The organism is Pseudarthrobacter sp. WHRI 8279 (assembly GCF_040224115.2).
Taxonomy (GTDB): Bacteria; Actinomycetota; Actinomycetes; order Actinomycetales; family Micrococcaceae; genus Arthrobacter.
This window is the reverse complement of sequence record NZ_CP168162.1, coordinates 1,077,954-1,101,671: the sequence shown is the minus strand read 5'-3', so window position 1 is coordinate 1,101,671 and position 23,718 is coordinate 1,077,954. Positions and strand designations below refer to the sequence as shown.

23 protein-coding genes and 1 pseudogene are annotated in these 23,718 nt (G+C 65.9%); 11 read left to right on the top strand and 13 right to left on the bottom strand.

The features are described from left to right. Positions 1-63 precede the first annotated feature (63 nt). Both ABRP28_RS04895 and ABRP28_RS04890 read left to right on the top strand, forming a co-directional pair. On the top strand, positions 64-1,515 hold the full coding sequence (locus ABRP28_RS04895; RefSeq protein WP_350003344.1) for an SDR family NAD(P)-dependent oxidoreductase: 1,452 nt from the start codon (positions 64-66) through the stop codon (positions 1,513-1,515). A gap of 15 nt (positions 1,516-1,530) precedes the next feature. After that, a complete protein-coding gene (locus ABRP28_RS04890) occupies positions 1,531-1,998 on the top strand; it encodes a pyridoxamine 5'-phosphate oxidase family protein (protein ID WP_350003346.1) in 468 nt (155 codons plus the stop codon). Positions 1,999-2,103: 105 nt separating this feature from the next. Here the strand turns inward: ABRP28_RS04890 and ABRP28_RS04885 are convergent, their stop codons facing one another. Beyond that, positions 2,104-3,081, bottom strand: coding sequence for a magnesium transporter (locus ABRP28_RS04885; RefSeq protein WP_350003347.1), 978 nt, complete (start codon positions 3,079-3,081; stop codon positions 2,104-2,106). A 288-nt stretch (positions 3,082-3,369) separates the two neighbouring features. Between ABRP28_RS04885 and ABRP28_RS04880 the strand changes: the two genes are divergently transcribed. Beyond that, on the top strand, positions 3,370-3,762 hold the full coding sequence (locus tag ABRP28_RS04880; protein ID WP_350003349.1) for a hypothetical protein: 393 nt from the start codon (positions 3,370-3,372) through the stop codon (positions 3,760-3,762). A gap of 157 nt (positions 3,763-3,919) precedes the next feature. Here ABRP28_RS04880 and ABRP28_RS04875 read toward each other — a convergent pair whose 3' ends face one another. Genes ABRP28_RS04875 through ABRP28_RS04865 form a run of 3 tightly spaced genes read right to left on the bottom strand, consistent with a single transcriptional unit; the run spans position 3,920 to position 7,311 of the window. Then, complete coding sequence (locus ABRP28_RS04875) at positions 3,920-4,771, bottom strand: transglutaminase family protein (RefSeq protein WP_350003350.1); 852 nt, start codon at positions 4,769-4,771, stop codon at positions 3,920-3,922. Next, on the bottom strand, positions 4,768-5,694 hold the full coding sequence (locus ABRP28_RS04870; RefSeq protein ID WP_066275749.1) for an alpha-E domain-containing protein: 927 nt from the start codon (positions 5,692-5,694) through the stop codon (positions 4,768-4,770). The genes ABRP28_RS04875 and ABRP28_RS04870 overlap by 4 nt, the downstream gene beginning before the upstream one ends. Before the next feature lie 60 nt (positions 5,695-5,754). After that, complete coding sequence (locus tag ABRP28_RS04865; protein WP_231456534.1) at positions 5,755-7,311, bottom strand: circularly permuted type 2 ATP-grasp protein; 1,557 nt, start codon at positions 7,309-7,311, stop codon at positions 5,755-5,757. 113 nt (positions 7,312-7,424) lie between these two features. On the opposite strand from ABRP28_RS04865, the gene ABRP28_RS04860 reads away from it, so the two are divergent. Beyond that, positions 7,425-8,480, top strand: a complete 1,056-nt coding sequence (locus ABRP28_RS04860) for a putative sulfate exporter family transporter (protein WP_350003352.1) — start codon at positions 7,425-7,427, stop codon at positions 8,478-8,480. 20 nt (positions 8,481-8,500) lie between these two features. Further along, a complete protein-coding gene (pepN, locus tag ABRP28_RS04855) occupies positions 8,501-11,140 on the top strand; it encodes an aminopeptidase N (RefSeq protein ID WP_350003354.1) in 2,640 nt (879 codons plus the stop codon). 1 nt (position 11,141) lies between these two features. On the opposite strand, the gene ABRP28_RS04850 is transcribed toward pepN, so the two are convergent. The 6 genes from ABRP28_RS04850 to map all read right to left on the bottom strand — a co-directional run bounded on the left by ABRP28_RS04850 (position 11,142) and on the right by map (position 16,023). Further along, positions 11,142-12,233, bottom strand: coding sequence for a biotin/lipoate A/B protein ligase family protein (locus ABRP28_RS04850; protein ID WP_350003356.1), 1,092 nt, complete (start codon positions 12,231-12,233; stop codon positions 11,142-11,144). A 112-nt stretch (positions 12,234-12,345) separates the two neighbouring features. After that, on the bottom strand, positions 12,346-12,603 hold the full coding sequence (locus ABRP28_RS04845) for a type B 50S ribosomal protein L31 (RefSeq protein WP_066275740.1): 258 nt from the start codon (positions 12,601-12,603) through the stop codon (positions 12,346-12,348). A gap of 152 nt (positions 12,604-12,755) precedes the next feature. Further along, on the bottom strand, positions 12,756-13,565 hold the full coding sequence (locus tag ABRP28_RS04840; RefSeq protein ID WP_350003358.1) for an RNA methyltransferase: 810 nt from the start codon (positions 13,563-13,565) through the stop codon (positions 12,756-12,758). A 7-nt stretch (positions 13,566-13,572) separates the two neighbouring features. Continuing rightward, complete coding sequence (locus ABRP28_RS04835) at positions 13,573-14,358, bottom strand: sulfite exporter TauE/SafE family protein (protein ID WP_350003359.1); 786 nt, start codon at positions 14,356-14,358, stop codon at positions 13,573-13,575. 17 nt (positions 14,359-14,375) lie between these two features. Then, entirely contained in the window at positions 14,376-15,161 is a 786-nt protein-coding gene (locus tag ABRP28_RS04830; protein ID WP_066275729.1) for an ABC transporter ATP-binding protein, read from the bottom strand. Positions 15,162-15,252: 91 nt separating this feature from the next. Further along, positions 15,253-16,023 (bottom strand): type I methionyl aminopeptidase, encoded by a 771-nt coding sequence (gene map, locus ABRP28_RS04825; RefSeq protein ID WP_350003361.1) that lies wholly within the window; start codon positions 16,021-16,023, stop codon positions 15,253-15,255. Between the two features lie 102 nt (positions 16,024-16,125). On the opposite strand from map, the gene serB reads away from it, so the two are divergent. After that, entirely contained in the window at positions 16,126-17,019 is an 894-nt protein-coding gene (gene serB / locus ABRP28_RS04820) for a phosphoserine phosphatase SerB (protein WP_350003363.1), read from the top strand. 102 nt (positions 17,020-17,121) lie between these two features. Here serB and ABRP28_RS04815 read toward each other — a convergent pair whose 3' ends face one another. Together ABRP28_RS04815 and ABRP28_RS04810 are read right to left on the bottom strand one after the other, a co-directional pair. Next, complete coding sequence (locus tag ABRP28_RS04815) at positions 17,122-17,874, bottom strand: SDR family oxidoreductase (RefSeq protein ID WP_350003365.1); 753 nt, start codon at positions 17,872-17,874, stop codon at positions 17,122-17,124. A 126-nt stretch (positions 17,875-18,000) separates the two neighbouring features. Next, on the bottom strand, positions 18,001-18,726 hold the full coding sequence (locus ABRP28_RS04810) for a beta-ketoacyl-ACP reductase (protein WP_350003367.1): 726 nt from the start codon (positions 18,724-18,726) through the stop codon (positions 18,001-18,003). A 152-nt stretch (positions 18,727-18,878) separates the two neighbouring features. Between ABRP28_RS04810 and ABRP28_RS04805 the strand changes: the two genes are divergently transcribed. The 4 genes and pseudogenes from ABRP28_RS04805 to ABRP28_RS04790 all read left to right on the top strand — a co-directional run. Then, positions 18,879-19,313: a DUF3099 domain-containing protein gene (locus tag ABRP28_RS04805; protein WP_350003368.1), complete on the top strand. Its 435-nt coding sequence runs from the start codon at positions 18,879-18,881 to the stop codon at positions 19,311-19,313. Then, entirely contained in the window at positions 19,310-19,579 is a 270-nt protein-coding gene (locus ABRP28_RS04800; protein ID WP_350003370.1) for a hypothetical protein, read from the top strand. Before ABRP28_RS04805 ends, ABRP28_RS04800 begins: the two co-directional genes overlap by 4 nt. Then, positions 19,580-20,455 carry an SURF1 family protein gene (locus ABRP28_RS04795; RefSeq protein ID WP_350003372.1) on the top strand — a complete coding sequence of 292 codons (876 nt, stop codon included), beginning with the start codon at positions 19,580-19,582 and terminating at the stop codon, positions 20,453-20,455. Positions 20,456-20,731: 276 nt separating this feature from the next. Further along, positions 20,732-20,959: pseudogene (locus ABRP28_RS04790) on the top strand (YbaK/EbsC family protein); the annotation flags it as partial. Positions 20,960-21,110: 151 nt separating this feature from the next. Here ABRP28_RS04790 and ABRP28_RS04785 read toward each other — a convergent pair. Beyond that, positions 21,111-22,709, bottom strand: a complete 1,599-nt coding sequence (locus ABRP28_RS04785; RefSeq protein WP_066275709.1) for an ABC-F family ATP-binding cassette domain-containing protein — start codon at positions 22,707-22,709, stop codon at positions 21,111-21,113. 163 nt (positions 22,710-22,872) lie between these two features. Between ABRP28_RS04785 and ABRP28_RS04780 the strand changes: the two genes are divergently transcribed. Then, positions 22,873-23,682 (top strand): alpha/beta hydrolase, encoded by an 810-nt coding sequence (locus ABRP28_RS04780; protein WP_350003374.1) that lies wholly within the window; start codon positions 22,873-22,875, stop codon positions 23,680-23,682. Positions 23,683-23,718 lie beyond the last annotated feature (36 nt).

Genomic DNA, 23,718 nt, shown 5'->3' with positions numbered 1-23,718 from the left:
CCCGAGGGCCGGCCCGCCTGCACAGGTGCGGCCGGCAGTGCCCCAGGCTGTAAAATCGGTACAGTGAGCTCCCCCGATCTGACCCCTGAGGAAATCCAGGCCTGCCTTAAGGTCCTGAACACCATCCACGCCTATGACGAGGAGCACCCGGACTACATCTCTGTGCGGCGTGCCACGGGGAAGATGTTCAAGGCCGTCAAGCGGCACCGGCGGGTCACCAAGCGCGACCTGATTTCCGAGGCAGACCGGGCAGTCCTCGCCCAGACCGCCACCGCCGCTCCAGACCGCATCGACGACGAGACCCGCGGAAACAAGCTGGCCACCTCGGCCACCGGCAAAGTGGCAGGACACCTCATCCGGTCGCGCCCGTGCTACATCTGCAAGCAGCACTACACCCAGGTGGATGCGTTTTACCACCAGCTGTGCCCGGAGTGTGCCACCTTCAGCCACAGCAAGCGGGACGCCCGCACCGACCTCACCGGCCGCCGCGCCCTGCTCACCGGCGGGCGGGCCAAAATCGGGATGTATATCGCGCTCCGGCTGCTGCGCGACGGTGCGCACACCACCATCACCACGCGGTTTCCCAAGGACGCCGCCCGCCGGTTCGCCGCGATGGAGGACAGCGGAGAGTGGCTGCATCGGCTCCGGATTGTGGGCATCGACCTGCGCGACCCTGCACAGGTGATGGCACTGACGGACTCCCTCAACGAGGCGGGCCCGCTGGACATCATTATCAACAACGCGGCCCAGACCGTCCGACGTTCGGGCAATGCCTACAAGCCGTTGGTGGACGCCGAGGACGAGCCCCTGCCCGCAGCACTGGAGCAGGCAAACGGCGGCCCCGAACTGGTGACGTTCGGCCACGCGCATGACAAGCACCCCCTGGCGCTGGCCAGCAGCGTCACCGAACACCCGGTCCTGGCCGGAGATGCGATCACGTCCCTGGCGCTGTCCACCGGCTCCGCTTCACTGGAGCGGATCGCTTCTGGAACGGCCATTGATGCCGGTGGGCTGGTTCCGGACCTGGCCACGATCAACAGCTGGACCCAGGTGGTGGACGAGGTGGATCCGCTGGAGATGCTTGAAGTGCAGCTCTGCAACGTGACGGCGCCCTTCCTGCTGGTGAGCCGCCTGCGCGCCGCCATGAAACGCTCCACGGCCCGCCGGAAGTACATCGTGAACGTCTCCGCCATGGAAGGGCAGTTTTCCCGCGCCTACAAGGGCCCGGGCCACCCGCACACCAACATGGCCAAGGCAGCGCTGAACATGATGACGCGCACCAGCGCGCAGGAGATGCTGGACAGCGACGGCATCCTGATGACCGCCGTGGACACGGGATGGATCACGGATGAGCGTCCGCACTTTACCAAGGTCAGGCTTATGGAGGAAGGCTTCCACGCGCCCCTGGACCTCGTGGACGGCGCCGCCCGTGTGTACGATCCCATTGTCATGGGCGAGAACGGTGAGGACCAGTACGGGGTGTTCCTCAAGGACTACAAACCCAGCCCTTGGTAAGGGTAAGCTCGCGGCATGAGCGGCGAACCGATATCTGAAGTGCAGAATCTTGAACACCACGAGTGCTGGGCCATGCTCCGGAACGTGTCCGTCGGCAGGCTGGCCGTCCTGGTCTCGGGACGGCCGGATATTTTCCCCATCAACTACACGGTGGACGGAGGCACCCTGGTGTTCCGCACGAGTGAAGGGACCAAGCTGTCCGGCGCCTCGGAAGACGCAGCGGTGGCCGTGGAAGCCGACGGGGTGGATCCTGACACCGGGCTCGCCTGGAGTGTGGTGGTTAAGGGGACGGCCGCCGTCGTCACCGGAACCGAACAGGTCCTGGACACCACGCAGCTCTTCCTCTTCCCGTGGCAGGCCGGGAAGAAGGATGTGTTCGTGCGCATCACCCCGGATACCGTCACCGGCCGCCGCTTCAGGGTGACCGAGCCGATGACCTGGTGGACCCAGCTCAGCGGCGCCATTAGGACTGCACAGGAGTAATTCCCCTGCCACGGCCGGAGTGCATACCTGCCGCGGCCTAACCTGCCGGTGGCTGAGCTGCCGGGTACTGTCGCGAACTTTGGTGCCGGACGCGGCGGCGGGAAGTCAGCCCACGAGGGCGGAGGCAACAGTAAGGTAGATCGTCACGGTCAGGATGTCCTGTACCACCGTGGCGAGGGGCCCGGAACCGAAGGCCGGGTCCTGGCCCAGCTTGCTGATTACCCAGGGCAGAACCAAGGCGATGACGGTAGCGATCGAAGCGGCAGCCAGCAGTGAGAGAGCGACGGCCAGGGCCACGGCCCAGTCCTGCCAGATTGATCCCACAATGAGCAGTGACACCCCTCCGAGGAGCAAGCCCAGAATCACACCAGTTACGATCTCGCGGCCTATGATTCGCTGCACGCCTACACCAAGCGAAAGGCCTCGAATGACGAGCGCTTCCGTCTGCGTTCCGATCGCATCGGCGAGATAGACCACGCCGGGGACAAAGAATGCGATGAGGACGTGCTCAGCCAGATCGGCCTCAAAGTTGCCCACCACCCCGGCCGCGAGCAACGCACCGATGAGCCCAACACCCAGCCATGGGAGGCGATGCCACAGGCGACGCAGCAGCGGCTCCACCGTCGTCAGCTGAGCGGGCGATGCAGAGCGCAGGAACCCGCCCAGACGCACCATGTCCTCGTCATGCTCAGTCAGCAGCACCTCGAGCATTGCGTTGGCGGGTATGAGACCGGCGTACCGGCCATTGTCAATGACGGCGAGGGTGGGCTCATTGTGGTGGACGGCTTTCCAGGCCGCATGCTCCTGCACGGTTGAGGCAGCGACAACCGGAGGGTTGGCGTCCATCAGCAGGCTCATCGGAGTGGCAGGCGGGGCGGCGAACAACTTCTCGATGGTGACCAGGCCGAGCAGTTGGTCACCATCAAGGACTGCGACCGCTGCGGCGCTGTCGTAGCGTTGGCCACGCATGGCGTCCAGAACGTGAGTGGCCAACTCGTCGCGGCGCGCTGTGGGCACGTGGAATGAAGCGTGCTGCGCCGCTGTGCGGAACTGGTCGGACCTGGCAGGATCGAGAATCGTCATCGGACATCCTTCGACAGCTTTGGGCGCGATACCTGCGCCACCTCAGAGGAGCCTGGAGCTACGCCTTGCCGCCGCCGTGGGCATCGTACAGTGCTACCAGCCCATGCTATCGCCCCTACGCAGACAACAGTCACTGACTTAATGATTCAGGGGAACCGTGTGCTTCACCTGCGCTATCAGGTACGCCCTTGAGCGATCCGGGCGGGTAAGGCCATTCTTGGCGCGCGGCGGGTGCCTGGGCCGGTTAGGCTGGGACAACGCGGACGATTTCTGAAATGGGGACCAGATATGAACCGAACCGCTATGGGCACTGCCGCAGTCATTCTCGCCTTCTCCTTGGCATCATGCTCTGCTTCCGAACTCAGTCCGCCGCCGGAGGATGGCGGAACGTTTGAGTCGGTAGGCAACTTGAAGGAAGCTGTGGAATCTGCAGGCCTGGCATGCCCGGAGCTGGTTGTCGATTCGCCCCCCTCCAAGTTCGCTGCCTCCTCGGCAAGCTGCGGTGAGTTCACCTACCTTGCGATCTACACCGACGACGTGTACTTGCAGTCGCAGCTGGATCTTTGGAAGCCGGCCGGGCAGCGTGCCGTCAATATTGGAAAGAACTGGACCGTCGTCAGCGAGGACCCGGACCTCATCCAGAAAAGCCTGGGCGGGTCCGTCCTCCACACAGGGCCCTAGCGCGAACTCTATGTATCGTCCTGGCGAAATCGCTAGTCGGGTGGAGGCAGTCTCATCGCGGATGTCTGCTCCCGGCCCGGTTTCCCGGTTCTCAAGAACCGGGCACCCGCACCACAGGAGCACGGCCCAGTGGTAGCCCACCGGGCAGGCCCGCTGGTCAGGCGAGCTGCGTGATCTCCACGCTGACGCTCAGCGCCGAGCCCCCACCGCCGGACAGGATGCCCTTCAGCGGCGGCACGTCACGGTAATCCCGACCCCGGGCCACCGTGACGTGGAAGTCGCCGGCCGGCTTGTGGTTGGTGGGGTCCCAGCTGCGCCAGTCGCCGTCCCAGAATTCCAGCCAGGCATGTGACTGCCCTGCCACGGTCTCGCCGATGCCGGCGCTGGACCGCGGGTGCAGGTAGCCGGACACGTAGCGTGCCGGGATGCCGCAGCTGCGCAGTGCACCGATCGCCAGGTGCGCCAGGTCCTGGCACACACCCTGGCGCTGGCCCCACGCCTCTTCCGCGTTGGTGGTCACCGCCGTCGAGCCGGACATGTAGGTCATCTCGCCGCGCATCCACTCAAACACAGCCATGGCGGCCTCATGCGGGTTTTTCCCGGCCACCACGTCAGGGATGATGCCGAGGACCTCGTCCCCCGGGCCGCTCAGCCTGGACTGCGGCAGCCAGTCGCTGAACGTATTGAGCGTCTCCGGTGAAGCAAGGACATCCCAGCCGGCAATGTCCGCTTCCGCGGGGATCTTTTCGGCGCGGTGGACTTCCACCGTGATGTTGGAGACCACTTCGAGGTGTTCGTGCGGCATCTGCATGTCGAACGCCGTGACCCTGGTACCCCAGTAGTCGCGGTAGGTGCTGACGGCCGCCTGCGACGGCGAGACCTTGACCACCGATTCCAGCACCACCTGCTGCGAGTCGGTGAGCGGGGTCATGCGCGCCTCGTTGTAGGACAGGGTGACCCGCTTGTTGTACTTGTAGGCCGTCTTGTGCACGATGCTCAGCCGGGTCATGAAACTTCTCCCACCCAGGCCAGTTCATCCGCCTGATTGAAGTACTTACGGGAAATGGCGTCCGACGCCTGCGCAACGGCTTTCTGCACACGCTCCATGTGCTCCGGGAGCTCGGACATCAGGTCATCCGTCCGGTGGAACTCAAGGAACGTGCGGGCCTGGCCCACGATCCGCCGGGCGTCGTTGATGAACCCCACGCGCTGGGCGGAAGGATCCAGCTTGGCCAGGCACTCGTCGGCGTCCCGCAGGGCGTACACGATGGAGCGCGGGAAGAGCCGGTCCAGCAGCAGGAACTCGGCGGCGTGCTGGTCGCCGAAGGCTGCACGGCGGGTACGCAGGAAAGACTCGTACGCCCCGGCGCACCGGAGCATGTTGACCCAGGACATTCCGGCGGACAGCACGTCGCGGGTGGAGAGCATCCGGGCGGTCATATCCGCCCGTTCCAGGGACCGGCCCAGCACCAGGAAGAGCCAGCTTTCGTCATGGCTGACGGTGGTATCCGCCAGGCCGCTGACCATGGCGGTCCGTTCCAGCGTCCAGTTGCAGAACCGGTAGGTGCCCACCACGTCCTTGCGGTGCTGGCTCAGCCCGTAGTAGGTGGTGTTGAGGCTCTCCCACAGCCCTGAGGAGACGGTTTCGCGGGCCCGCCGGGCGTTCTCCCGCGCGGCTCCCAGGGACCCTGCAATGGAGGTGGCGCTGGTCTTGTCATAGGCCAGCGCATGGAGCAGCTCGGGCAGCCCGAAATCCTCGCTCTGCGGGCGTGCGCCCATGACCGCCAAAAGTTCCTGGGCCACGCTCTTGCGCTCGTCCATGGGCAGGTGGTTGAGCCGCTCAAGGTGGACGTCGAGGATGCGGGCGGTACCGTCCGCACGCTCCACATAACGGCCGATCCAGAATAGGGACTCGGCAATACGGCTAAGCATTCGCGGCTACCTCCTGCGGGCCCGAAACTGGAAAAGGAAACTGCCAGGTCACGGCCCGGCTCACTGCTGCTGCTCCGACTGGCGGTCCCGCCAGTTGCTCTCAACGGGCCATACCGAGACGCGTTCACGGACGGAAATGGACGGCCGGGGCACGGTTTCCACCGGCACCTGGGGCGAGTCGGCCAGAACCCAGGTGTCCTTGGACCCGCCGCCCTGGCTGGAATTCACGATCAGCGAGCCTTCCTTGAGCGCCACGCGCGTCAGCCCGCCCGGGAGCACCCAGACGTTGTCGCCGTCGTTCACGGCGAAGGGCCGCAGGTCCACGTGGCGGGGGCCGAACTTGTCCCCGCTCAGTGTGGGAACCGTTGAAAGCTGCAGCACCGGCTGGGCAATCCAGCCGCGGGGATCGGCGATGACCCGCTGGCGGAGGGCATCGAGTTCATCCTTTGACGCGTCCGGGCCAATGACCAGGCCCTTGCCGCCGGAGCCGTCAACCGGCTTGACCACCAGTTCGGCCAGGTTGTCCAGGGTGTATTCGCGGGCTTCCTTCTCCTCCAGGCGGTACGTGTCCACGTTGGCGATGATGGGTTCCTCGCTGAGGTAGTAGCGGATGAGGTCAGGGACGTAACTGTAGACCAGTTTGTCGTCCGCGACGCCGTTGCCCACGGCGTTGGCGATGGTGACGCCGCCTGCCCGGGCAGCGTTGACCAGGCCGGGGCAACCCAGCATGGAGTCCGACCGGAACTGCAGCGGGTCCAGGAAGTCGTCGTCGATGCGCTTGTAGATGACGTCCACGCGCTGCTCGCCGGCAGTAGTGCGCATGTAGACGCGGTTTCCGCGGCAGATGAGGTCGCGGCCCTCCACCAGTTCCACGCCCATGAGGCCTGCGAGCAGGGTGTGCTCGAAGTAGGCGCTGTTGAACACGCCGGGGGTGAGCACGACGACGGTGGGATCGTCGACGCCGGAGGGCGCCGTCTTGCGCAGGGCAGAGAGCAGGCGGCGGGGATATTCCTCGACCGGGCGGATGAGCTGCTGGCCGAAAGCCTCCGGCAGGCCCTTGGCCATGGCCCGGCGGTTCTCCAGGACGTAGCTCACGCCGGAGGGAACGCGGACGTTGTCCTCGAGCACGCGGAAGGTCCCGGCGGCGTCGCGGACGACGTCGATGCCGGAGATGTGGACGCGGACGCCGCCTGCCGGTTCGAACCCGTGGACCTGGCGGTGGAAGTGGGCACTGGTAGTGACAAGCTGCCGGGGGATCACGCCGTCGGCCACTACCGTCATCTTGTCGTAGACATCGTTGAGGAAGGCTTCCAGCGCACGGACACGCTGGGCAACGCCCCGCTCCAGGACGTCCCACTCCCCGGCCGGAATGACCCTGGGAACGATGTCCAGCGGGAAGGGTCGCTCCTCCCCCGCAAAGTCGAAGGTCACACCGCGGTCCAGGAAGGTGCGCGCCATGGAGTCGGCACGGGCGCTCACATCCGCGAGGGAGAGCTTGCGGAGGGCGTCCGCCACCTGCCCGTACGAGTCCCTGGCCTGTTGCCCGGGCGCGAACATCTCGTCGTAGGCTCCGGACCGGCCGGCGGCCACGGAGTAATCCTGGAATAGGTCTGACATGTCCAATAGCCAACCATCTTTTTGTTTCGAATTCATTACTGCCATCCATTCTGGCGTGTTGGCGCCGGATGCCTGGTTCGTGCATTGCGCCGCTTTTCCGGCACAGTAGGTGAGTGCCAGTCCGCAGATCGTTCAGAAACCCCGGCAATGGCCGCCCAGGGCGGGCGGAAAGGCTGCTGCCCGGCCTGGCCACAGCTGCCGCCGCCCTGGCGGCAGCCTTCCTGGTTCATAGCCTGGTCCCGGCGCTTCCCGCGATGACACTGGCAGTGGTCCTGGGCGTCCTGGCCGCCAACCTTCCCGCCGCCGGGGTGTGGACAGCCGGCAGGGCACGGCCCGGACTGGACTTTGCCGGGAAGCACCTCATGCGCGGCGGCATCGTGCTCCTGGGCCTGAAAGTCAGCATCATGCACGTGCTGGGCCTGGGCTGGCTGGCACTGGTCCTGATCGTCGGCGTGGTGGCGGCCAGCTTTGGCGGCACCTACCTGATCTCCAGGCTGTTCCGGCTGCCGCCTGTGACCTCGCTGCTGGTGGCCACTGGTTTCTCGATCTGCGGTGCCTCCGCCATTGGCGCCATGGCCGCCGTCCGCCGGATCCGGCACGTGGACACCGTCCTGCCGGTGGCGCTCGTAACACTCTGCGGGACCCTTGCCATCGGCGTCCTGCCCCTGCTGGTCCATCCCCTCCAGCTCAGTGCGCCCGTATTCGGTGCCTGGACAGGCGCCTCAGTGCACGATGTCGGCCAGGTGGTGGCCACGGCGCAAACCGCTGGGACGGCGGCGCTGGGCATCGCCGTCGTGGTTAAGCTCACCCGGGTGCTGCTGCTGGCACCGGTGGCGGCACTGGCCGGTGCGCACCATCGGTACGCGCCCCGGCCGGAGAACCCGGCGGACCGCGACAACGCGAAACTGCCGCCGGTAGTGCCGCTGTTCGTACTTGGCTTCATGGCGATGGTGGGCCTCCGCTCCACCGGCTGGCTGGACGATGGATGGCTGGAGGCCGGTGCAGCGCTCCAGGACATCCTGCTGGGTGCAGCGCTCTTCGGCCTGGGGTCCGCCGTCCGGATCCGGACGCTCCTGCACACAGGCGGTCGCGCGCTGCTGGCGGCACTGGCGTCGTGGTTCCTGATCGCCGTGCTGGGGCTGGCGGCGGCCCTGCTGATAGCCGGATAACCACGTGATTAGATAGCTGGGTGTCACATGAGAATCTGCAGCGCGATGAAGCCGCCCACCGTTCAGCCCTGATCAGCACCACCGGTTACGACGTATCCCTGGACGTGCGGCAGGCGGCGGATCCGGACGTGGCGGGCTATCCCACCTGCAGCATCATCACCTTCACAGCCTCCCGGCCGGGCGCATCGACGTTCCTGGACTTCATCGGCGAGGTCCAGGGTGTGTTCCTCAACGGCCGGGAACTCCGCGTGGAGGACGTGGCCGATGGCGCCAGGATCAGGCTGGACAACCTGCAGCCCGAAAACCAGGTGACGGTCACCGGCACCGCCCTGTACAGCCGCTCCGGCGAAGGCATGCACCGCTTCTTTGACCCGGCGGACGGCCAGTGCTACCTCTACACGCAGTACGAGCCCGCCGACGCCCGCCGCGTGTTCGCCAATTTCGAACAGCCCGACCTCAAGGCCCCGTACACCTTCCACGTGACCGCACCGGCCGGCTGGCAGGTCGCCTCCAACGGCGCGGAAGCTGCCCGCACCCTCCTCACCAGCGACCCCTCTGCCGCCCGCTGGGACTTCGCCACCACGGAGCGCATGTCCACCTACATCACCACCGTGCTGGCCGGGCCGTACTTCAAGGCCGAGGACCGCTGGCAGGCCACGCTCGACGACGGCACCTCCCTGGACGTGCCGCTCGCCCTGTACTGCCGGGCGTCCATGGCGGAATCCTTTGACACCGGCGAACTGTTCCAGCTCAGCAAAAACGGGCTGGACTTCTTCAACCGGCTCTTCGACTACCCCTACCCCTGGGGCAAATACGACCAGGCCTTCGTGCCCGAATACAACCTCGGTGCCATGGAAAACCCCGGCCTGGTGACGTTCACCGAAAGCTACGTCTTCACCTCGCGCGCCACCGACGCCCAGTACCAGGGACGGGCCAACACCCTGATGCACGAGATGGCGCACATGTGGTTCGGCGACCTTGTCACCATGCAGTGGTGGGATGACCTGTGGCTCAAGGAATCCTTCGCCGACTACATGGGCACCCTCGGCGTGGACCGCGCCACGGACTGGGACACCGCCTGGGTGAACTTCGCCAACAAGCGCAAGGCCTGGGCCTACGTCCAGGACCAGCTGCCCACCACCCACCCGATCGTGGCGGACATCCCGGACCTTGAAGCCGCCAAGCAGAACTTCGACGGCATTACCTATGCCAAGGGCGCCTCGGTGCTGAAGCAGCTGGTGGCCTACGCCGGGTTCGAGGCGTTCATCACCGGCTCCCGCGACTACTTCCGCAAGCACGCCTACGGCAACACAACCCTTGGCGACCTGCTGGAGGCACTGGGTGCTTCCTCCGGACGCGACCTGGCCGGCTGGGCACAGCAGTGGCTGCAGACCTCGGGCATCTCCACGCTGTCCCTGGACATTGCTCCGGGAACGGACGACGAGGGCCTGCTGGGCCGGGTGGCAATCGTCCAGGACGCCATTGATCCGGTCACCGGACGCGAGGAGCTGCGGCCGCACCGGCTGCGCGTGGGTTCGTACAATTTCGACGGCGGCGGGGCACTGGTGCGCACCGACAGCTTTGAGACGGACGTGGCGGGTGCCCGGACGGAACTCCCCCAGCTCGCCGGCAAGCCCCGGCCAGCGCTCCTGCTGGTCAACGATGACGACCTTACCTACGCCAAGGTGCGGCTGGACCCGGCGTCGGAGGAAACCGTGCGTTCGTCCCTCAACCGCATCGAAGACCCCATGGCCCGGGCGCTGTGCTGGACGGCGCTCTGGAACTCGGCCCGGGACGGGGAAAGCCCGGCTGCGCGCTACGTTGAAGCAGTGGCTGCGTTCGGTCCGGCTGAAACGGGAATCGGCGTCCTGCTGAATATCCTCGACAACGCAGGCACCGCCGTCGAACGCTACACCCCGGCCGGCGAACGTGATGCCCTGCGCTCCACGTTCCTGGCAGCCGCAGCAGCCGAACTGGACAGGGCCGCACCCGGCTCGGACCAGCAGCTGGCCTGGGCTCGGACCCTGGCCAGCGCCAGCCGGCACGATGCCGCCATGCTGTCCCGGCTGCGCGGACTCATGGACGGCACGGCACCGGTGGCCGGACTGGCCGTGGATGCGGAACTGCGCTGGCACCTCTGGCATGCCCTGGCTTCCAACGGTGAGGCGACAGTGGAAGAACTGGACGCCGAGCTTGCCCGCGACACCACTGCCTCCGGGCGCGCCGGCCACGCAACGGCGCTCGCTGCCCGCCCGGCCCCGGACGCCAAGGCAGCAGCGTGGAAGGCTGCGGTGCACGGGAACGAGCTCTCCAACCAGCTGCTGACCGCCACCATCACCGGGTTCATGACGGCGCCGCCGGATCTGCTGGTGCCGTTCGTGGAGCCATATTTCGCGTGCCTGCGCAGCGTCTGGGAGGAACGCAGCATCGAGATCGCCAGCCGGATTGTCCGGGGCCTCTACCCGCTGGGCCAGGACCTGGCCGAGGGCATGGACCCGGCGGGGCACCCCGTCATCCGGCGCACGGACGCATGGCTGGCCGCCAATAGAGATGCTCCGCGCGCCCTGCGGCGGATCATGGTGGAGCAGCGCAGCCACCTGCTGCGGGCACTCACCGCGCAGGCCGCCGTCGTCGTCCAAGCCTCACCGGCCGCTCCCTAGATCACGGAACCCGGTGCAGCCACTCCGCCGTGCCGAATTTGCCGGCGACCCGCTCACGGGCGGTAGCGAGCTCGTTCTCCGTCAGCTGTGAGGGCGTGGCGCCGTACCGGTCCGTGAAAACGTCCGCCATGGCGGTGATGATGGCCGTGCGAGCCAGTCCGGTCTGGCGCCGGAGCGGGTCCACCCGTTTCTTGGCGCTGCGGGTCCCCTTGTCCGAGAGCTTTTCCTTGCCGATCCGCAGGACTTCGACCATCTTGTCGGCGTCGATGTCGTAGCTCATGGTGACATGGTGCAGCATGCCGCCATTGGCAAGCCGCTTCTGCGCAGCCCCTCCGATCTTGCCCTGCTCCGTGGCGATGTCGTTCAGGGGCACGTAGAAAGCGTTGATGCCAAGCTTCTCCAGTGCCGCCATCACCCAGGCGTCCAGGAAGGGGTAGGAGTCCGCGAAGCTGAGCCCGTCAACGAGGGTCTGCGGCAGGTACAGCGAGTACGTGATGCAGTTGCCGGCCTCCATGAACATGGCTCCGCCGCCGCTGATGCGCCGGACAACCTTGATGCCGTGCTTCGCCACGCCGCCGGGGTCCACCTCGTTGCGGTAGGACTGGAAGCTGCCGATCACCGTCGACGGCTCCTGCCAGTCCCAAAAGCGGAGGGTGGGATGGCGTCGGCCGGCGCCGACTTCCTCGGTGAGGACCTCGTCCAGGGCCACATTGATCTCGGTGGGCAGGACGGTGGGTGCGATGACGTTCCAGTGGTGGTCCGCCCAGGAGGTTGCCTTGGCCAGGGCACGGCGGACGGTGACGGCGACGGCGTCCGCGGAGAAGCCGAACAGGGCAGCGCCGGTGGGCAGCGAAGAAGACACGACGGCGGCAAGCTCGGCCGCCGTCGTGGTGTCAGGCAGGCCCGTGAGCCCCCGGTTGATGTCCAGGAGGGCCTCGTCCGGTTCCAGGAAAAAGTCGCCGCTGAGGCTAACGTTGGCGAGGTGGCCGTCCACAACATCCAGGTCCACCACCACGAGTTTGCCGCCGGGTACCTTATATTCACCGTGGCGGCGGGAGGCGGAGCGGTCTGCTGGCGAGGGTGTGGCGGTCATGCCTTCCATCCTGCCCCAGAATTGCCGGCACACCGTAACAGGCTGCCGGAACGCAGAAAGCCCGCACCGTTTACCGGTGCGGGCTTTCCCAAAAGAACCTTGCGGAAGTATGTTACTTCTTGCCGCCGAAGCCCTTGAAGCGAGCGTTGAAGCGCTCGACGCGGCCTGCGGAGTCCATGATGCGCTGCTTGCCCGTGTAGAACGGGTGCGACTCAGAGGAGATTTCGACATCGATGACCGGGTAGGTGTTGCCGTCTTCCCACTCGATGGTCTTCGAGGAAGAAACGGTGGACTTGGTCAGGAACTTCGTGCCGGAAGCCAGGTCGTTGAAAACAACAGCTTCGTACTTCGGGTGGATATCAGACTTCATAAATGGACCTTTGTTCGCACAACTGGATTTTGCCAGCTGCCAGGTATGAATGGGATGGCCAGCAGCGCCGCCCGGGGGCGCACTACAGCCAGCTATCAATAATAGCGGAGAACGCAGGTGCCCGCGAACCAGGCCTCCTGGCTGAATACACCCTAGTTCCGGGGCCGCAGCTCCCAGAAGGCGACAGCCGATGCCGCGGCAACGTTCAGGGAATCCACGCCGTTGCGCATGGGGATTTTCACAGCGAGGTCGACGGCGGCGAGCGTCCCGGCGCTCATTCCGGCACCTTCGGTGCCGAGCACCAAGGCGAGCTTGTCCGGGTTGCGGGCAGCCACCGCGTCCACATCTTCCGCGTCCGCGGTGAGCTCCAGCGCTGCAACGGTGAAGCCATTCTCCTTCAGTACGTGCAGGTCCTCCGGCCAGCTGGTGAGCCGGGCCCACGGCACCTGGAACACCGTGCCCATGCTCACCCGGACGCTGCGCCGGTAGAGGGGGTCCCCGCAACGCGGCGAGACGAGGACGGCGTCGATGTCCAGCGCGGCGGCCGAACGGAAGATGGCGCCCACGTTCGTATGGTCCACAATGTCCTCGAGGACGGCCACCCTGCGCGCCCCGGCCAGCAGTTCCGGCAGCGGGACGGGCGCCGGGCGCTGCATGGCCGCCATGGCCCCGCGGTGGAGGTGGAAGCCGGTGATTTCCTCCAGCAGGGCTGCGCTGCCGATGAAAGCAGGTACCTGGGGGTAGGCATCCAGGACATCCTGCAGGTCCCCGAGCCACTTTTCGGCCAGGAAGAAGGAGCGAGGCCGGTGTCCTGCCGCCAGGGCACGCCGCAGCACCCGGGATGATTCGGCGATGTACATGCCCTCGGCCGGTTCACGCAGCTTGCGCAGATGGACGTCGGTGAGCTGCGTGTAGTCGGAGACGCGGGCGTCCGCGGCGGATTCAAGATAGTGGATTGTCACCGGGTGATTATTTCAGCAGATTGGCGATCATGAATCCCAGCGCCACCAGGCCCAGGACCAGGATCACCGCGCGGAGCACGGAGGGTGAGAGCCGGCGGCCCACCTTCGCCCCGAGAAGTCCGCCGATGCTGGAGGTGACGGCGATCAGCAGGACCACAAGCCAGTTGATCCTGTCGAAGGCGAAGAGCACGTAGGAGACGGCGGCCACGAGGTTCACGCCCAGCACCAGGATGTTCTTCATGGCGTTGGCGTTCTGGATGGTGCCGGTGAGGAAGACGCCCAGGATGCCCACCAGCAGGATCCCCTGGGCGGCCACGAAGTAGCCGCCGTACACCCCGGCCAGGTACACCAGGACCACCAGCAGCACGCCGTGCCGCTTGTCGCGCACAGCGTGTTCCGGGTTCTCCTCACGGGACCGGACCCAGGCCTGCAGCCGGGGCTGGAACACCACCATCAGGAGGGCAAGGACAATCAGGACGGGGGCGACATAGTGGAAGACCTCCTCCGGCAGGTGCAGGAGGAGCCAGGCGCCGGAGATGCCGCCCAGGAGGGATGCCGGCAGGAGCCGCATCAGCTGGCGGCCGCGCCCCTTCAGTTCACGCCGGTAGCCGAACGCTCCGGCTGCCGTGCCGAAGACCAGGCCCATGGCGTTGCTCATGGAGGCCACCACCGGGGCCACCCCCAGGGCGATCAGGACGGGGAACGTCACCAGGGTGCCGGAGCCCACCACGGCATTGATGGTTCCGGCCCAGAGGCCGGCGATGGCCACAAAAAAGCTGCTGAGAAGATCCAAGGTGATGCGCTGCCGCCTTAGCGGCGGGCGACGGCGGTGTACCGGCCAGCGTTGACGCTCATGTCCAGGTCAAGCCCGAACGTCTTGCTAAGGTTCTCCGCCGTCAGGACATCCGTGATGGGGCCGGCGGCGACCACTCCGCCGTCGCGCAGCAGCATGGCGTGCGTGAAGCCCGGCGGAACTTCCTCAAGGTGGTGGGTGACAAGGACCATGGCCGGGGCGTCCTCATCCTGTGCCAGTTCTCCCAGCTTGTGGACGAGTTCCTCGCGGCCGCCAAGGTCCAGGCCGGCCGCCGGTTCGTCGAGGAGCAGCAGTTCGGGGTCGGTCATCAGTGCGCGGGCAATCTGGACACGCTTCCGCTCCCCTTCGGACAGGGTGGCGAAGGTCCTGTTCAGGAGCGGCCCCATCCCCCAGTCGTTGAGCAGGCGGAAAGCCCGCCGCTCGTCGTCGCGCTCGTATCCCTCCCGCCAGCGGCCGGTGACGCCGTAGGCGGCGGTCACCACCACGTTGAGGACGTTCTCCTGCTCCGGGATCTGGGTGGCCAGCGCGGCGGAGGACAGGCCGATGCGGGGGCGGAGCTCGAAGACGTCGGTCCGGCCCAGGGTCTCATCCAGGATGCCGGCTTTGCCGCTGCTGGGGTGCAGGCGCGCGGCCGCGATCTGCAGGAGGGTGGTCTTGCCGGCACCGTTCGGCCCAAGGATTACCCAGCGCTCGCCTTCATTGACTTCCCAGTCGATCTTGTCCAGCAGGGTTTTTTTACCTCGGACAACGCTGACGGAAGCCAATTCCAGAACATCACTCATAGGAGTAGACACTAGGACAAAAAAGAGGCCGACTGATAACCGGGGCAAGGTAACAGCGGAACGCTGATTGCGCAGCTCCGCCAGGTGCCCGTCAGGCCGGTTGCGTAAGGATGACGGGTCCGGATTGGGTGACAGCGATGGTGTGCTCGGAGTGGGCGGTCCGGCGGCCGTTGGAACTGCACAGGGTCCAGCCGTCAGGTGCGGTCACAAGCTTGCTGGTGCCGTCCATGACCCATGGCTCTATCGCCAGGAGCAGGCCTGGGCGCAGCACGTATCCGCGGCCTGCTTTGCCGGTGTTCGGAATGTGGGGGTCCTGATGCATGGTGCTTCCAACGCCGTGCCCGCCAAACTGGGTGTTGACCTTGAAGTGTGCTGACTCGAGCACGGAGCCGATTGCGTGGGAGATGTCCCCAATCCGTGCTCCGGACTGCGCCGCACCGATGCCCGCCATCAGTGCCCGCTCGGTGGTTTCGATCATGTTCTTGTCTTCGGGGGCAGCGGATTCCCCTACGACGAAGCTGATGGCGGAGTCGGTGACCCAACCGTCGACGCTGGCTGCGAAATCCAGCGTCAGCAGGTCCCCGTCCCTGAGGGTGTAGTCATGAGGGAGCCCGTGCAGCACGGCATCGTTGACGGACGTGCAGATCACCTTCCCGAAGGGGCCGCGCCCAAACGAGGGTGCGTAGTCGACATAGCAGGAGCGGGCTCCCGCTGCACGGATCAAGCCCGCGGCCCAGTCATTGATCTCCAGGAGATTCGTGCCTGGCCCGGTCCTCTCCCTCAGGTTTTGCAGCGTATTAGCCACGAACTGGCCTGAGGGGCGCGCATGGTCAATCTCTTGCGGGGTGAGCAGTTCAATCAATGGTTCCTCCAGTCGTGACCGTACCTACTGTCCGGTTGCAACCTTCCAGCAGCCGTGAAATGAATTCAAGGGACTTCTCCCCCGCTGGCTAAGATGGCAGGCATGACTTCGAACGTGACTGCGGTCAGCTATGGCCTGAATGTGTCTCCGACCGGGCTGGAGCAGCTCCGTTCCATCCTCGCTGCACAGGGCGCCGCAGTGCTGTCCGAAACCTCCTCCGGCGACGGGCGGTACCAGGTCCAGATGGCCGAACTCCAGCTTCCGGACGCGACGGCCGCCGGGCTTGCCGCACTCCGCCACGCCGTGGCCGAATCCCCCATCGCCGGCTTCGACACGGCGCTTGTCCCGGCCGGCTTGCGGTCGGCGGAACGCAAGCTCCTGATTATGGACGTGGACTCCACCCTGATCCAGCAGGAGGTCATTGAACTCCTGGCCGCCTACGCGGGCAAGCGGGAAGAAGTGGCAGCCGTTACCGAGGCCGCCATGCGCGGCGAGCTGGACTTCACCCAAAGCCTCCACGCCCGTGTGGCGGTGCTCGCAGGGCTGCCCGCCGCCGTCGTCGATTCCGTCCGCAAGGAAGTGAAACTGAGCCTTGGAGCCGCCGAACTCGTGGCCGCCTTCAAGGCCGCGGGGCACGTGGTAGCCGTGGTCTCCGGCGGCTTCAACCAGATCCTGGAGCCGATCGCCGCGGAACTGGGCCTGGATTACTGGCAGGCTAATGAGCTGGAGATTGTGGACGGCGAGCTGACGGGCAAGGTGCTGGGCGCGGTGGTGGACCGCGCTGCGAAGGAGAAGTTCCTGCGCGAATGGTCAGCTGCCGAGGGCATCGCCCTGGAGCACACGGTGGCGGTGGGCGACGGCGCCAACGACCTGGATATGCTCGGTGCCGCCGGCATCGGTGTGGCGTTCAACGCCAAACCTGCGGTGCGGGCCGTAGCGGACGCCGCCGTCAACATGCCGTACCTCGACGCCGTCCGGCATGTGGCCGGCGTCTGATTCTCGTTTTAACCGCGAGATGGCAGTTGGCGGCAGTGTCCGAAAGGAACATTGCCGCCAACTGCCATCTCGCGTGGGGCAGCGTGGGGCTACCCGTTTGGCCTAGTTCGTGCCCTTACCGAAGTAGTCCGCTCCGCCGGCGTATTCAGTGTGGCCGGATTCGACGTCGGCTGTAACCATGCCGGCCACAACCCCGGCAAACTCCTCCACCGAGTACAGCTTGCCGGCTTCAGCGCGGCGGGCCTCGATGGCGCCCGGCGTGGAGCGGTCAAGCAGCGTGGCCGTAACGGTTCCCTCGATCATGTCGCCGGAGACAACAACCAGGGAGATGCCCTTCTCCTCAAGGTTGGGGATGAGTTCGCGCAAGGCGTCCTCGCCGGCGCGCTTGCTGCGGGCCACCGGCTCATAGGCCTCCATGGTGGGCACGGTATTGATGAAGTGGGCCTGGTGGCTGGTCACGAAGACCACCCGCGAGCCTTCCTTCATCAGGGGCACGGCCGCGTTGAGCATGTTGACCTGGGCGTCGCGGTTCAACTTCAGCGCGTAGTCCTCGCCCATGCCGGTTTCCATTCCACCTGATGCGTTCAGCACCAGAATGTCCAGGGAACCGAAGTTTTCCATGGCTGCGGACGCGAGAGCCTGCACGCCTTCCTGGGTGGTGAGGTCCGCGCCCACGGCCACGGCCCGGCCGCCGTCGGCCTCGATGCCCTGGACAACCTTGTTGGCGCGCGGCGCCTTCTGGCGGTAGTTCACCACGACGGCGGCGCCCTCGCGGGCAAGGTTCTTGGCGACCTCCGCGCCGATTCCCCGTGAGGATCCGGTCACGATGGCAGTCTTGTTATCCAGCAGTCCCATGCGGGCTCCTTTTGTCTGAAACGTCTAAATTGCTGATGGCCTGCAGTCCATCATGCCAGCGGCAAAAGCCAATTCCCTTGTGTGACCTACACAAAGAAGCGCCTTGCTGCTAGTTTTGCGGGCTGGTCAGTGACCCATGCCCAGGCCGCCGTCAACGGGGATAACAGCTCCGGAGATGTAGGCTGCCTCGTCGCTGGAGATCCAGCGGACAACGTTGGCAACCTCTCTGGCCTCGGCAAAACGGCCTGCCGGAATGCTGGAGAGGTAGTCCTTCTGCGTGGCTTCGGGGAGCTCGGCGGTCATGTCCGTGTTGATAAACCCGGGCGCCACGACGTTGGCGGTAATCCCGCGGGAACCGAGTTCACGGGTCAGGGAGCGGGCGATGCCCACCAGGCCGGCTTTCGACGCCGAGTAGTTAATCTGACCCGGGGCCCCGTAAAGGCCCGACACGGAGGAAATCAGGACAACGCGGCCCTTGCGGAGCCGGATCATTCCCTTGGAAGCGCGCTTGATCACGCGGAAAGCGCCGGTGAGGTTGGTGTCGATGACGGACGTGAAGTCCTCTTCGCTCATGCGCAGCAGCAGCATGTCCTTGGTGATTCCGGCGTTGGCCACAAGGACTTCCACCGGACCGTGGGCAGCTTCCACTTCCTTGAACGCCGCGTCTACGGAAGCCTCGTCCGTGACGTCGGCTTTGACGCCAAGGATCCCCTCCGGCAGCTTCGTCTCGCTGCGGTACGTCACGGCAACCTTGTCGCCGTTGGCCAGGAACGCCTCGGCGATGGCCAGGCCGATGCCGCGGTTGCCGCCGGTGATCAGGACGCTGCGGGGTGCGGTGGCTGCTTCAGTCATGTAGGGGCTCCGGAATCTGCGGCGCGCGGGGGCCGCTGTAGCTGGGGGTGATTTGGCTGACTTCGATCTTAGCGCCCGCCCCGGTCCGGGTTTGGGCGCCACTGCTGATGGTGAGAGAATTGATGCAAGCCTTTGGAGCGTGATAAACCACTGTGACCCTTGAAAACCATGCGGGACAATCCGCGCCTGGAGAACCCGGACGGTTCTCCGGCGATTCGGAAGTCCACAGCATCACGGATGCCGCTGGAGCCCATTCGGAAGACATGCGCCAGCGCATGATCAAGTACGCGTTGGCCATGGGAATCCGCATGGTGTGCCTGGTCCTGATTTTCGTGGTGGACGGCTGGTTCAAGATCATTCCAGTGGCCGGCGCGGTGTTCCTGCCCTGGATTGCAGTGATCATCGCGAACGGGAATGACAAAGCGGAGGGCCACAGCGACCTGCTGCTGGACTCGGCCCCGCTGGCTGAGCTGGAAAGTCCGCCGGCGCCGACAGCCGGGGAGGATCCCGGCAGTGAACTTTTGCAGGGCGAGCTGATTATTGACGACGACGAATCTCCGTCCGGGCAGGAAAGGAAGGCCTCGTGAGCATCTTTGACTTCGCCGCCGGAACCGATCCCGCAGCGGCGGACGCCGGTGCCATCTGTTCCCGCAAGGCGTGCCGCGCGCAGGCTTCCTGGCAGCTTTTGTGGAACAACCCGAAGATCCACTCCCCGGAACGCCGCAAGACCTGGCTTGCCTGCGCCGAGCACCGGGGTTGGCTGGAGGACTACCTGCAGACCCGGGGCCTTTGGAAGGAAACCCTTCCCCTCGAGGACTCGCGGGCGTCCGGTGACCCTGGGCGGGACAGCTGAATGTACCGCTTCCTTTTCTCCAGCAAGTGGCTGGGTTATCTGCTGCTGGCTGCCATCTTCGCCTCTGCGTGCGTGTTCCTGGGACGCTGGCAGATGGACCGGCGCGCTGAAACCCTGGCTGAGATCAACCGCGTGGTGACCAACTACTCGGCAACTCCCATACCGTTCTCGGATGCCCGGGAGCAGTTCAACCAACTGGACCCCGCTATGGAGTGGACCCAGGTGGAGCTGCGGGGCACCTACCTCACCGATGGCCAGCGCGTGGTCCGGAACCGTCCGCTCAATGGCCAGCCTGGCTATGAAGTGGTTGTCCCGTTCCGCCTCGCTTCAGGTGAGACCGTGGTCATCGACAGGGGATGGCTGCCGATCGGCAACGATAATCCGGGCGCGCCCGACTCGGTGCCGGAACCGCCCGCGGGTGACGTGACCGCCGTCGTGCGTTTGAAGCATCCCGAGCCCGAACTCCAGCGTGGTGCCCCTGAAGGCCAGCTGGCGTCCATCGACCTCGCCGCGTACGCCGGGCAGCTCGGGTACCCGCTGCTGACCGGGGCGTACGGCCAGTTGGCGTCGGAGACTCCGCCGGCGGCGGACATGCCGTTCCCGTTCCCGAAGCCTTCCACCGAAGAGGGGACGCACCTCTCCTACTCGCTGCAGTGGTTCGCGTTCGGCGTCCTGATGTTCGTCGGCTTCGGTTACGCCGCACGGCAGCAGGCGCGCAATGCCGCCATTGACGCGGAGGACGACGACGGGACACCGGAGGGTGCGCCGCGCCCCGCAGCCGGCGGGCCACGCCGTCGTCCGTCACCCCCCAGGAAACGGAAGAAGGCGACGTCCGAGGAAGAGGAAGACGCCCTTCTGGATGCGCAGGGGTACTGAACGTCTCCCGTTTGGCGCCGTCGATTCGCGTCTGCGTACATGGGGGCGTTCGCTCCGCACTGTGCGTGATTTCCCGCGTGCTGGCTCGTTCGCCCCACCGTCTCCCTAACCTCGCAAGCTCGGTCAGGGAACCCTGACAGCGTGGGCCCACGCCGAGGGCGCGCTACATAAATCACCCACGCTGCTGCGCTGGTGCTGCCCGGGCCAACGTGCAACGGACTGCGGCGGGCCTGGCGCCCACAGTTACCTGGCGTTCGGTCGCGGAGGGTTAGAACAGGGAGGATCTGCCCCGCCTCCCCCGACTTCGTCCTGAAGCACACGGGTCAGCATGTAGGCGGAGTAGCCCCGGTAGGCCATCCCGAAAAGATCAGGACGCTCCTGGACGAGTCGCTCCAGAAGCACGATCTCCTCTGGGCGGGAGCAGGCGACCACAACTCAATGTTCAGCGTCACCTACCAAAACGTGCTCAGGATCACCGGCGCCGAAGAGATGCCGGTCCGCTAACACCTGAACCACCCTGACCGGCAACGAACCCACACGCGAGGTAGTGCGGGTGATTTATGTAGCGTGCGTCTAAGCGAGGAACGAGCGAGCACGCGGGAAATCACGCGCGCTGCGGAGCGAAAGCGACCAGGCGCACGGAGGGAGGGAAGGCTTAAGCCAGCGTGATGAGGTCCAGGTAGTCTTCGTTCCAGTGGTCCTCGACGCCGTCCGGCAGGAGGACAACGCGCTCGGGGTTGAGGGCTTCGACTGCCCCCTCATCGTGGCTGACCAGGACGACGGCGCCGCTGTAGTTCCGGAGGGCGCCCAGGATCTCTGCGCGGCTGGCAGGGTCCAGGTTGTTGGTGGGCTCGTCGAGGAGGAGGACGTTGGCGCTGGAGGCCACAATGGTGGCAAGGGCCAAACGGGTTTTCTCGCCGCCGGAGAGGACGCCCGCGGGCTTGTCCACGTCGTCGCCTGAGAACAGGAACGAACCCAGGATGCCGCGGACCTCGGCGTCCTTCATGTCCGGGGCGGCGGAGCGCATGTTTTCCAGGACCGTCCGGTCCACGTCCAGGGTTTCATGCTCCTGGGCGTAGTAGCCCACCTTCAGGCCGTGGCCGGCAATGACGTCGCCGGTGTCAGGCTGGTCCACACCAGCGAGCATCCGCAGGAGGGTGGTTTTGCCGGCACCGTTGAGGCCCAGGATGACCACCTTGGAGCCGCGGTCGATGGCCAGGTCCACATCGGTGAAGATCTCCAGCGAACCGTAGGACTTGCTGAGGCCCTCCGCGGTGAGCGGCGTCCGGCCGCACGGCGAGGGGTCCGGGAAGCGCAGGGCTGCCACGCGGTCGTTTTCGCGCACGGCTTCCAGGCCGCTCAGCAGGCGCTCGGCGCGCTTGGCCATGTTCTGGGCTGCAACCGCTTTGGTGGCCTTGGCGCGCATCTTGTTGGCTTGGTCAAAGAGGACCTGGGCCTTCTTCTCGGCGTTGGCGCGTTCCCGCTTACGGGCGCGCTCATCCGTTTCGCGCTGGGTGAGGTAGCGCTTCCAGTCCATGTTGTAGAAGTCGATCTGCGCGCGGTTGGCGTCCAGCAGGAACACCTTGTTCACGGTGGCTTCGAGCAGTTCGGTGTCGTGGCTGATCACGATCAGGCCGCCCTGGTGGTTCTTGAGGAAGTCACGCAGCCATGCGATGGAGTCGGCGTCGAGGTGGTTGGTGGGCTCGTCAAGGAGCATCGTCTCGGCGTCCGAGTAGAGAATGCGTGCCAGCTCCACACGGCGCCGCTGGCCACCGGAAAGGGTCTTGAGCGGCTGGTTCAGCAGGCGGTCCGGGAGGGCGAGGTTGGAGCAGATGGCCGCCGCCTCGGCCTCGGCCGCGTAGCCGCCGGCTGCCAGGAACTCGGACTCAAGCCGGTCATAGCGGTTCATTGCCTTGCGCTGGACCGCGGCGTCCTCGCTGGCCATTTCTTCATGGGCCACGCGCAGTTTGCCGACGGCGATGTCCAGGCCACGGACGGACAGGATGCGGTCCCGTGCGAGCTGCTCCATGTCCGGCGTCCGGGGATCCTGCGGCAGGTAGCCGATCTCGCCCGTGCGGGTCACTTTCCCCGCGGCGGGGAGTCCTTCGCCGGCAAGGACCCTGGTGAGGGTGGTCTTCCCGGCGCCGTTACGGCCTACCAGGCCGATCTTGTCTCCCTTGTCGATGCGGAAGCTCACCTGGTCCATCAGGAGCCGGGCGCCGGCACGCAGTTCAAGATCCTGGACAGTAATCACAGCAGGTAAGGCCTTTCACAACAGGGAACGCCGCAGCCCTCACACGATGTTGGGAGGGAGCCGGGGCAGAGTGGCCGGAGAACGGCCCATCCAAGTCTACCGTCCAGGGCCGTCCACGCAGAACGCTCCGTCTCCTGCCGCCTGTTCAGTTAGCGTTGGGGGCATGACTGCGATGGACTTCCCTGCCCGGACTTTTGTCGTCGGGACGGGGCCCGGAGTCCACATCCACGGCTTCGACTCGGGGCCGGCCGACGGAGCGCCTGTTGTCATCCTGCATGGATTGGCCGGCAGTGCGCGTGAGTTCTTCGCGACGGCACGTGCGTTGCCGGAGTTCCGGAGCATCGTGGTGGATCTGCGCGGGCACGGCAGAAGTACCACCCGGCCAGGCGACCTTTCCCGCGAAGCCTTCGTTGCCGACGTCGTACGTGTTATCCAATCAGTGGCCAGCGCACCCGTGACGCTCATTGGACAATCCTTGGGCGGGCATACGGCGATGCTGGTAGCGGCCGCGCGCCCTGACCTGGTGTCCCGGCTGGTGCTCCTTGAGTCCGGCGCCGGCGGCGGAAGCGGGGAGGACCAAGAACATCTCGATGAATACTTCCGGTCCTGGCCCTTGCCCTTTGCAAGCCGCGCGGCAGCCAAAGAGTTCCTTGGGGACGGCCCCCTGGCCCAGGCGTGGGTGGCTGACCTGGAGGAAAGAGCGGATGGCCTGTGGCCGCGGTTTGAGGCTGACGTGATGGTGGCCGCCATCAAGGCAGTGGCCGCGCCGCGCTGGGACGAGTGGGAGAGCATTGCCGCTCCGACGCTCGTTGTTTATGGAGAACACGGGATGTTCCTTGCGGAGGACAAAACCGAATTCTGTGGGCGCGGCCGTAACGTCCAGCGCGTGGATCTGGCGGGAGCTTCCCATGACAGCCATCTGGATTCGTTCGGCTCCTGGATGAAGGCCCTCAGACAATTCTTGGACGCCTGAGGCAGAGCGGGTGCAAGCGTGGGCGGTTATGGCGTT

Coding starts and splice junctions, on each gene's coding strand:
- ABRP28_RS04890 (WP_350003346.1), top strand. CDS start 1,531: ATGAGCGGCGAACCGATATCTGAAGTGCAGAATCTTGAACACCACGAG.
- ABRP28_RS04885 (WP_350003347.1), bottom strand. CDS start 3,081: ATGACGATTCTCGATCCTGCCAGGTCCGACCAGTTCCGCACAGCGGCG.
- ABRP28_RS04880 (WP_350003349.1), top strand. CDS start 3,370: ATGAACCGAACCGCTATGGGCACTGCCGCAGTCATTCTCGCCTTCTCC.
- ABRP28_RS04875 (WP_350003350.1), bottom strand. CDS start 4,771: ATGACCCGGCTGAGCATCGTGCACAAGACGGCCTACAAGTACAACAAG.
- ABRP28_RS04870 (WP_066275749.1), bottom strand. CDS start 5,694: ATGCTTAGCCGTATTGCCGAGTCCCTATTCTGGATCGGCCGTTATGTG.
- ABRP28_RS04865 (WP_231456534.1), bottom strand. CDS start 7,311: ATGTCAGACCTATTCCAGGATTACTCCGTGGCCGCCGGCCGGTCCGGA.
- ABRP28_RS04850 (WP_350003356.1), bottom strand. CDS start 12,233: ATGACCGCCACACCCTCGCCAGCAGACCGCTCCGCCTCCCGCCGCCAC.
- ABRP28_RS04845 (WP_066275740.1), bottom strand. CDS start 12,603: ATGAAGTCTGATATCCACCCGAAGTACGAAGCTGTTGTTTTCAACGAC.
- ABRP28_RS04830 (WP_066275729.1), bottom strand. CDS start 15,161: ATGAGTGATGTTCTGGAATTGGCTTCCGTCAGCGTTGTCCGAGGTAAA.
- serB (WP_350003363.1), top strand. CDS start 16,126: ATGACTTCGAACGTGACTGCGGTCAGCTATGGCCTGAATGTGTCTCCG.
- ABRP28_RS04815 (WP_350003365.1), bottom strand. CDS start 17,874: ATGGGACTGCTGGATAACAAGACTGCCATCGTGACCGGATCCTCACGG.
- ABRP28_RS04810 (WP_350003367.1), bottom strand. CDS start 18,726: ATGACTGAAGCAGCCACCGCACCCCGCAGCGTCCTGATCACCGGCGGC.
- ABRP28_RS04795 (WP_350003372.1), top strand. CDS start 19,580: ATGTACCGCTTCCTTTTCTCCAGCAAGTGGCTGGGTTATCTGCTGCTG.
- ABRP28_RS04780 (WP_350003374.1), top strand. CDS start 22,873: ATGACTGCGATGGACTTCCCTGCCCGGACTTTTGTCGTCGGGACGGGG.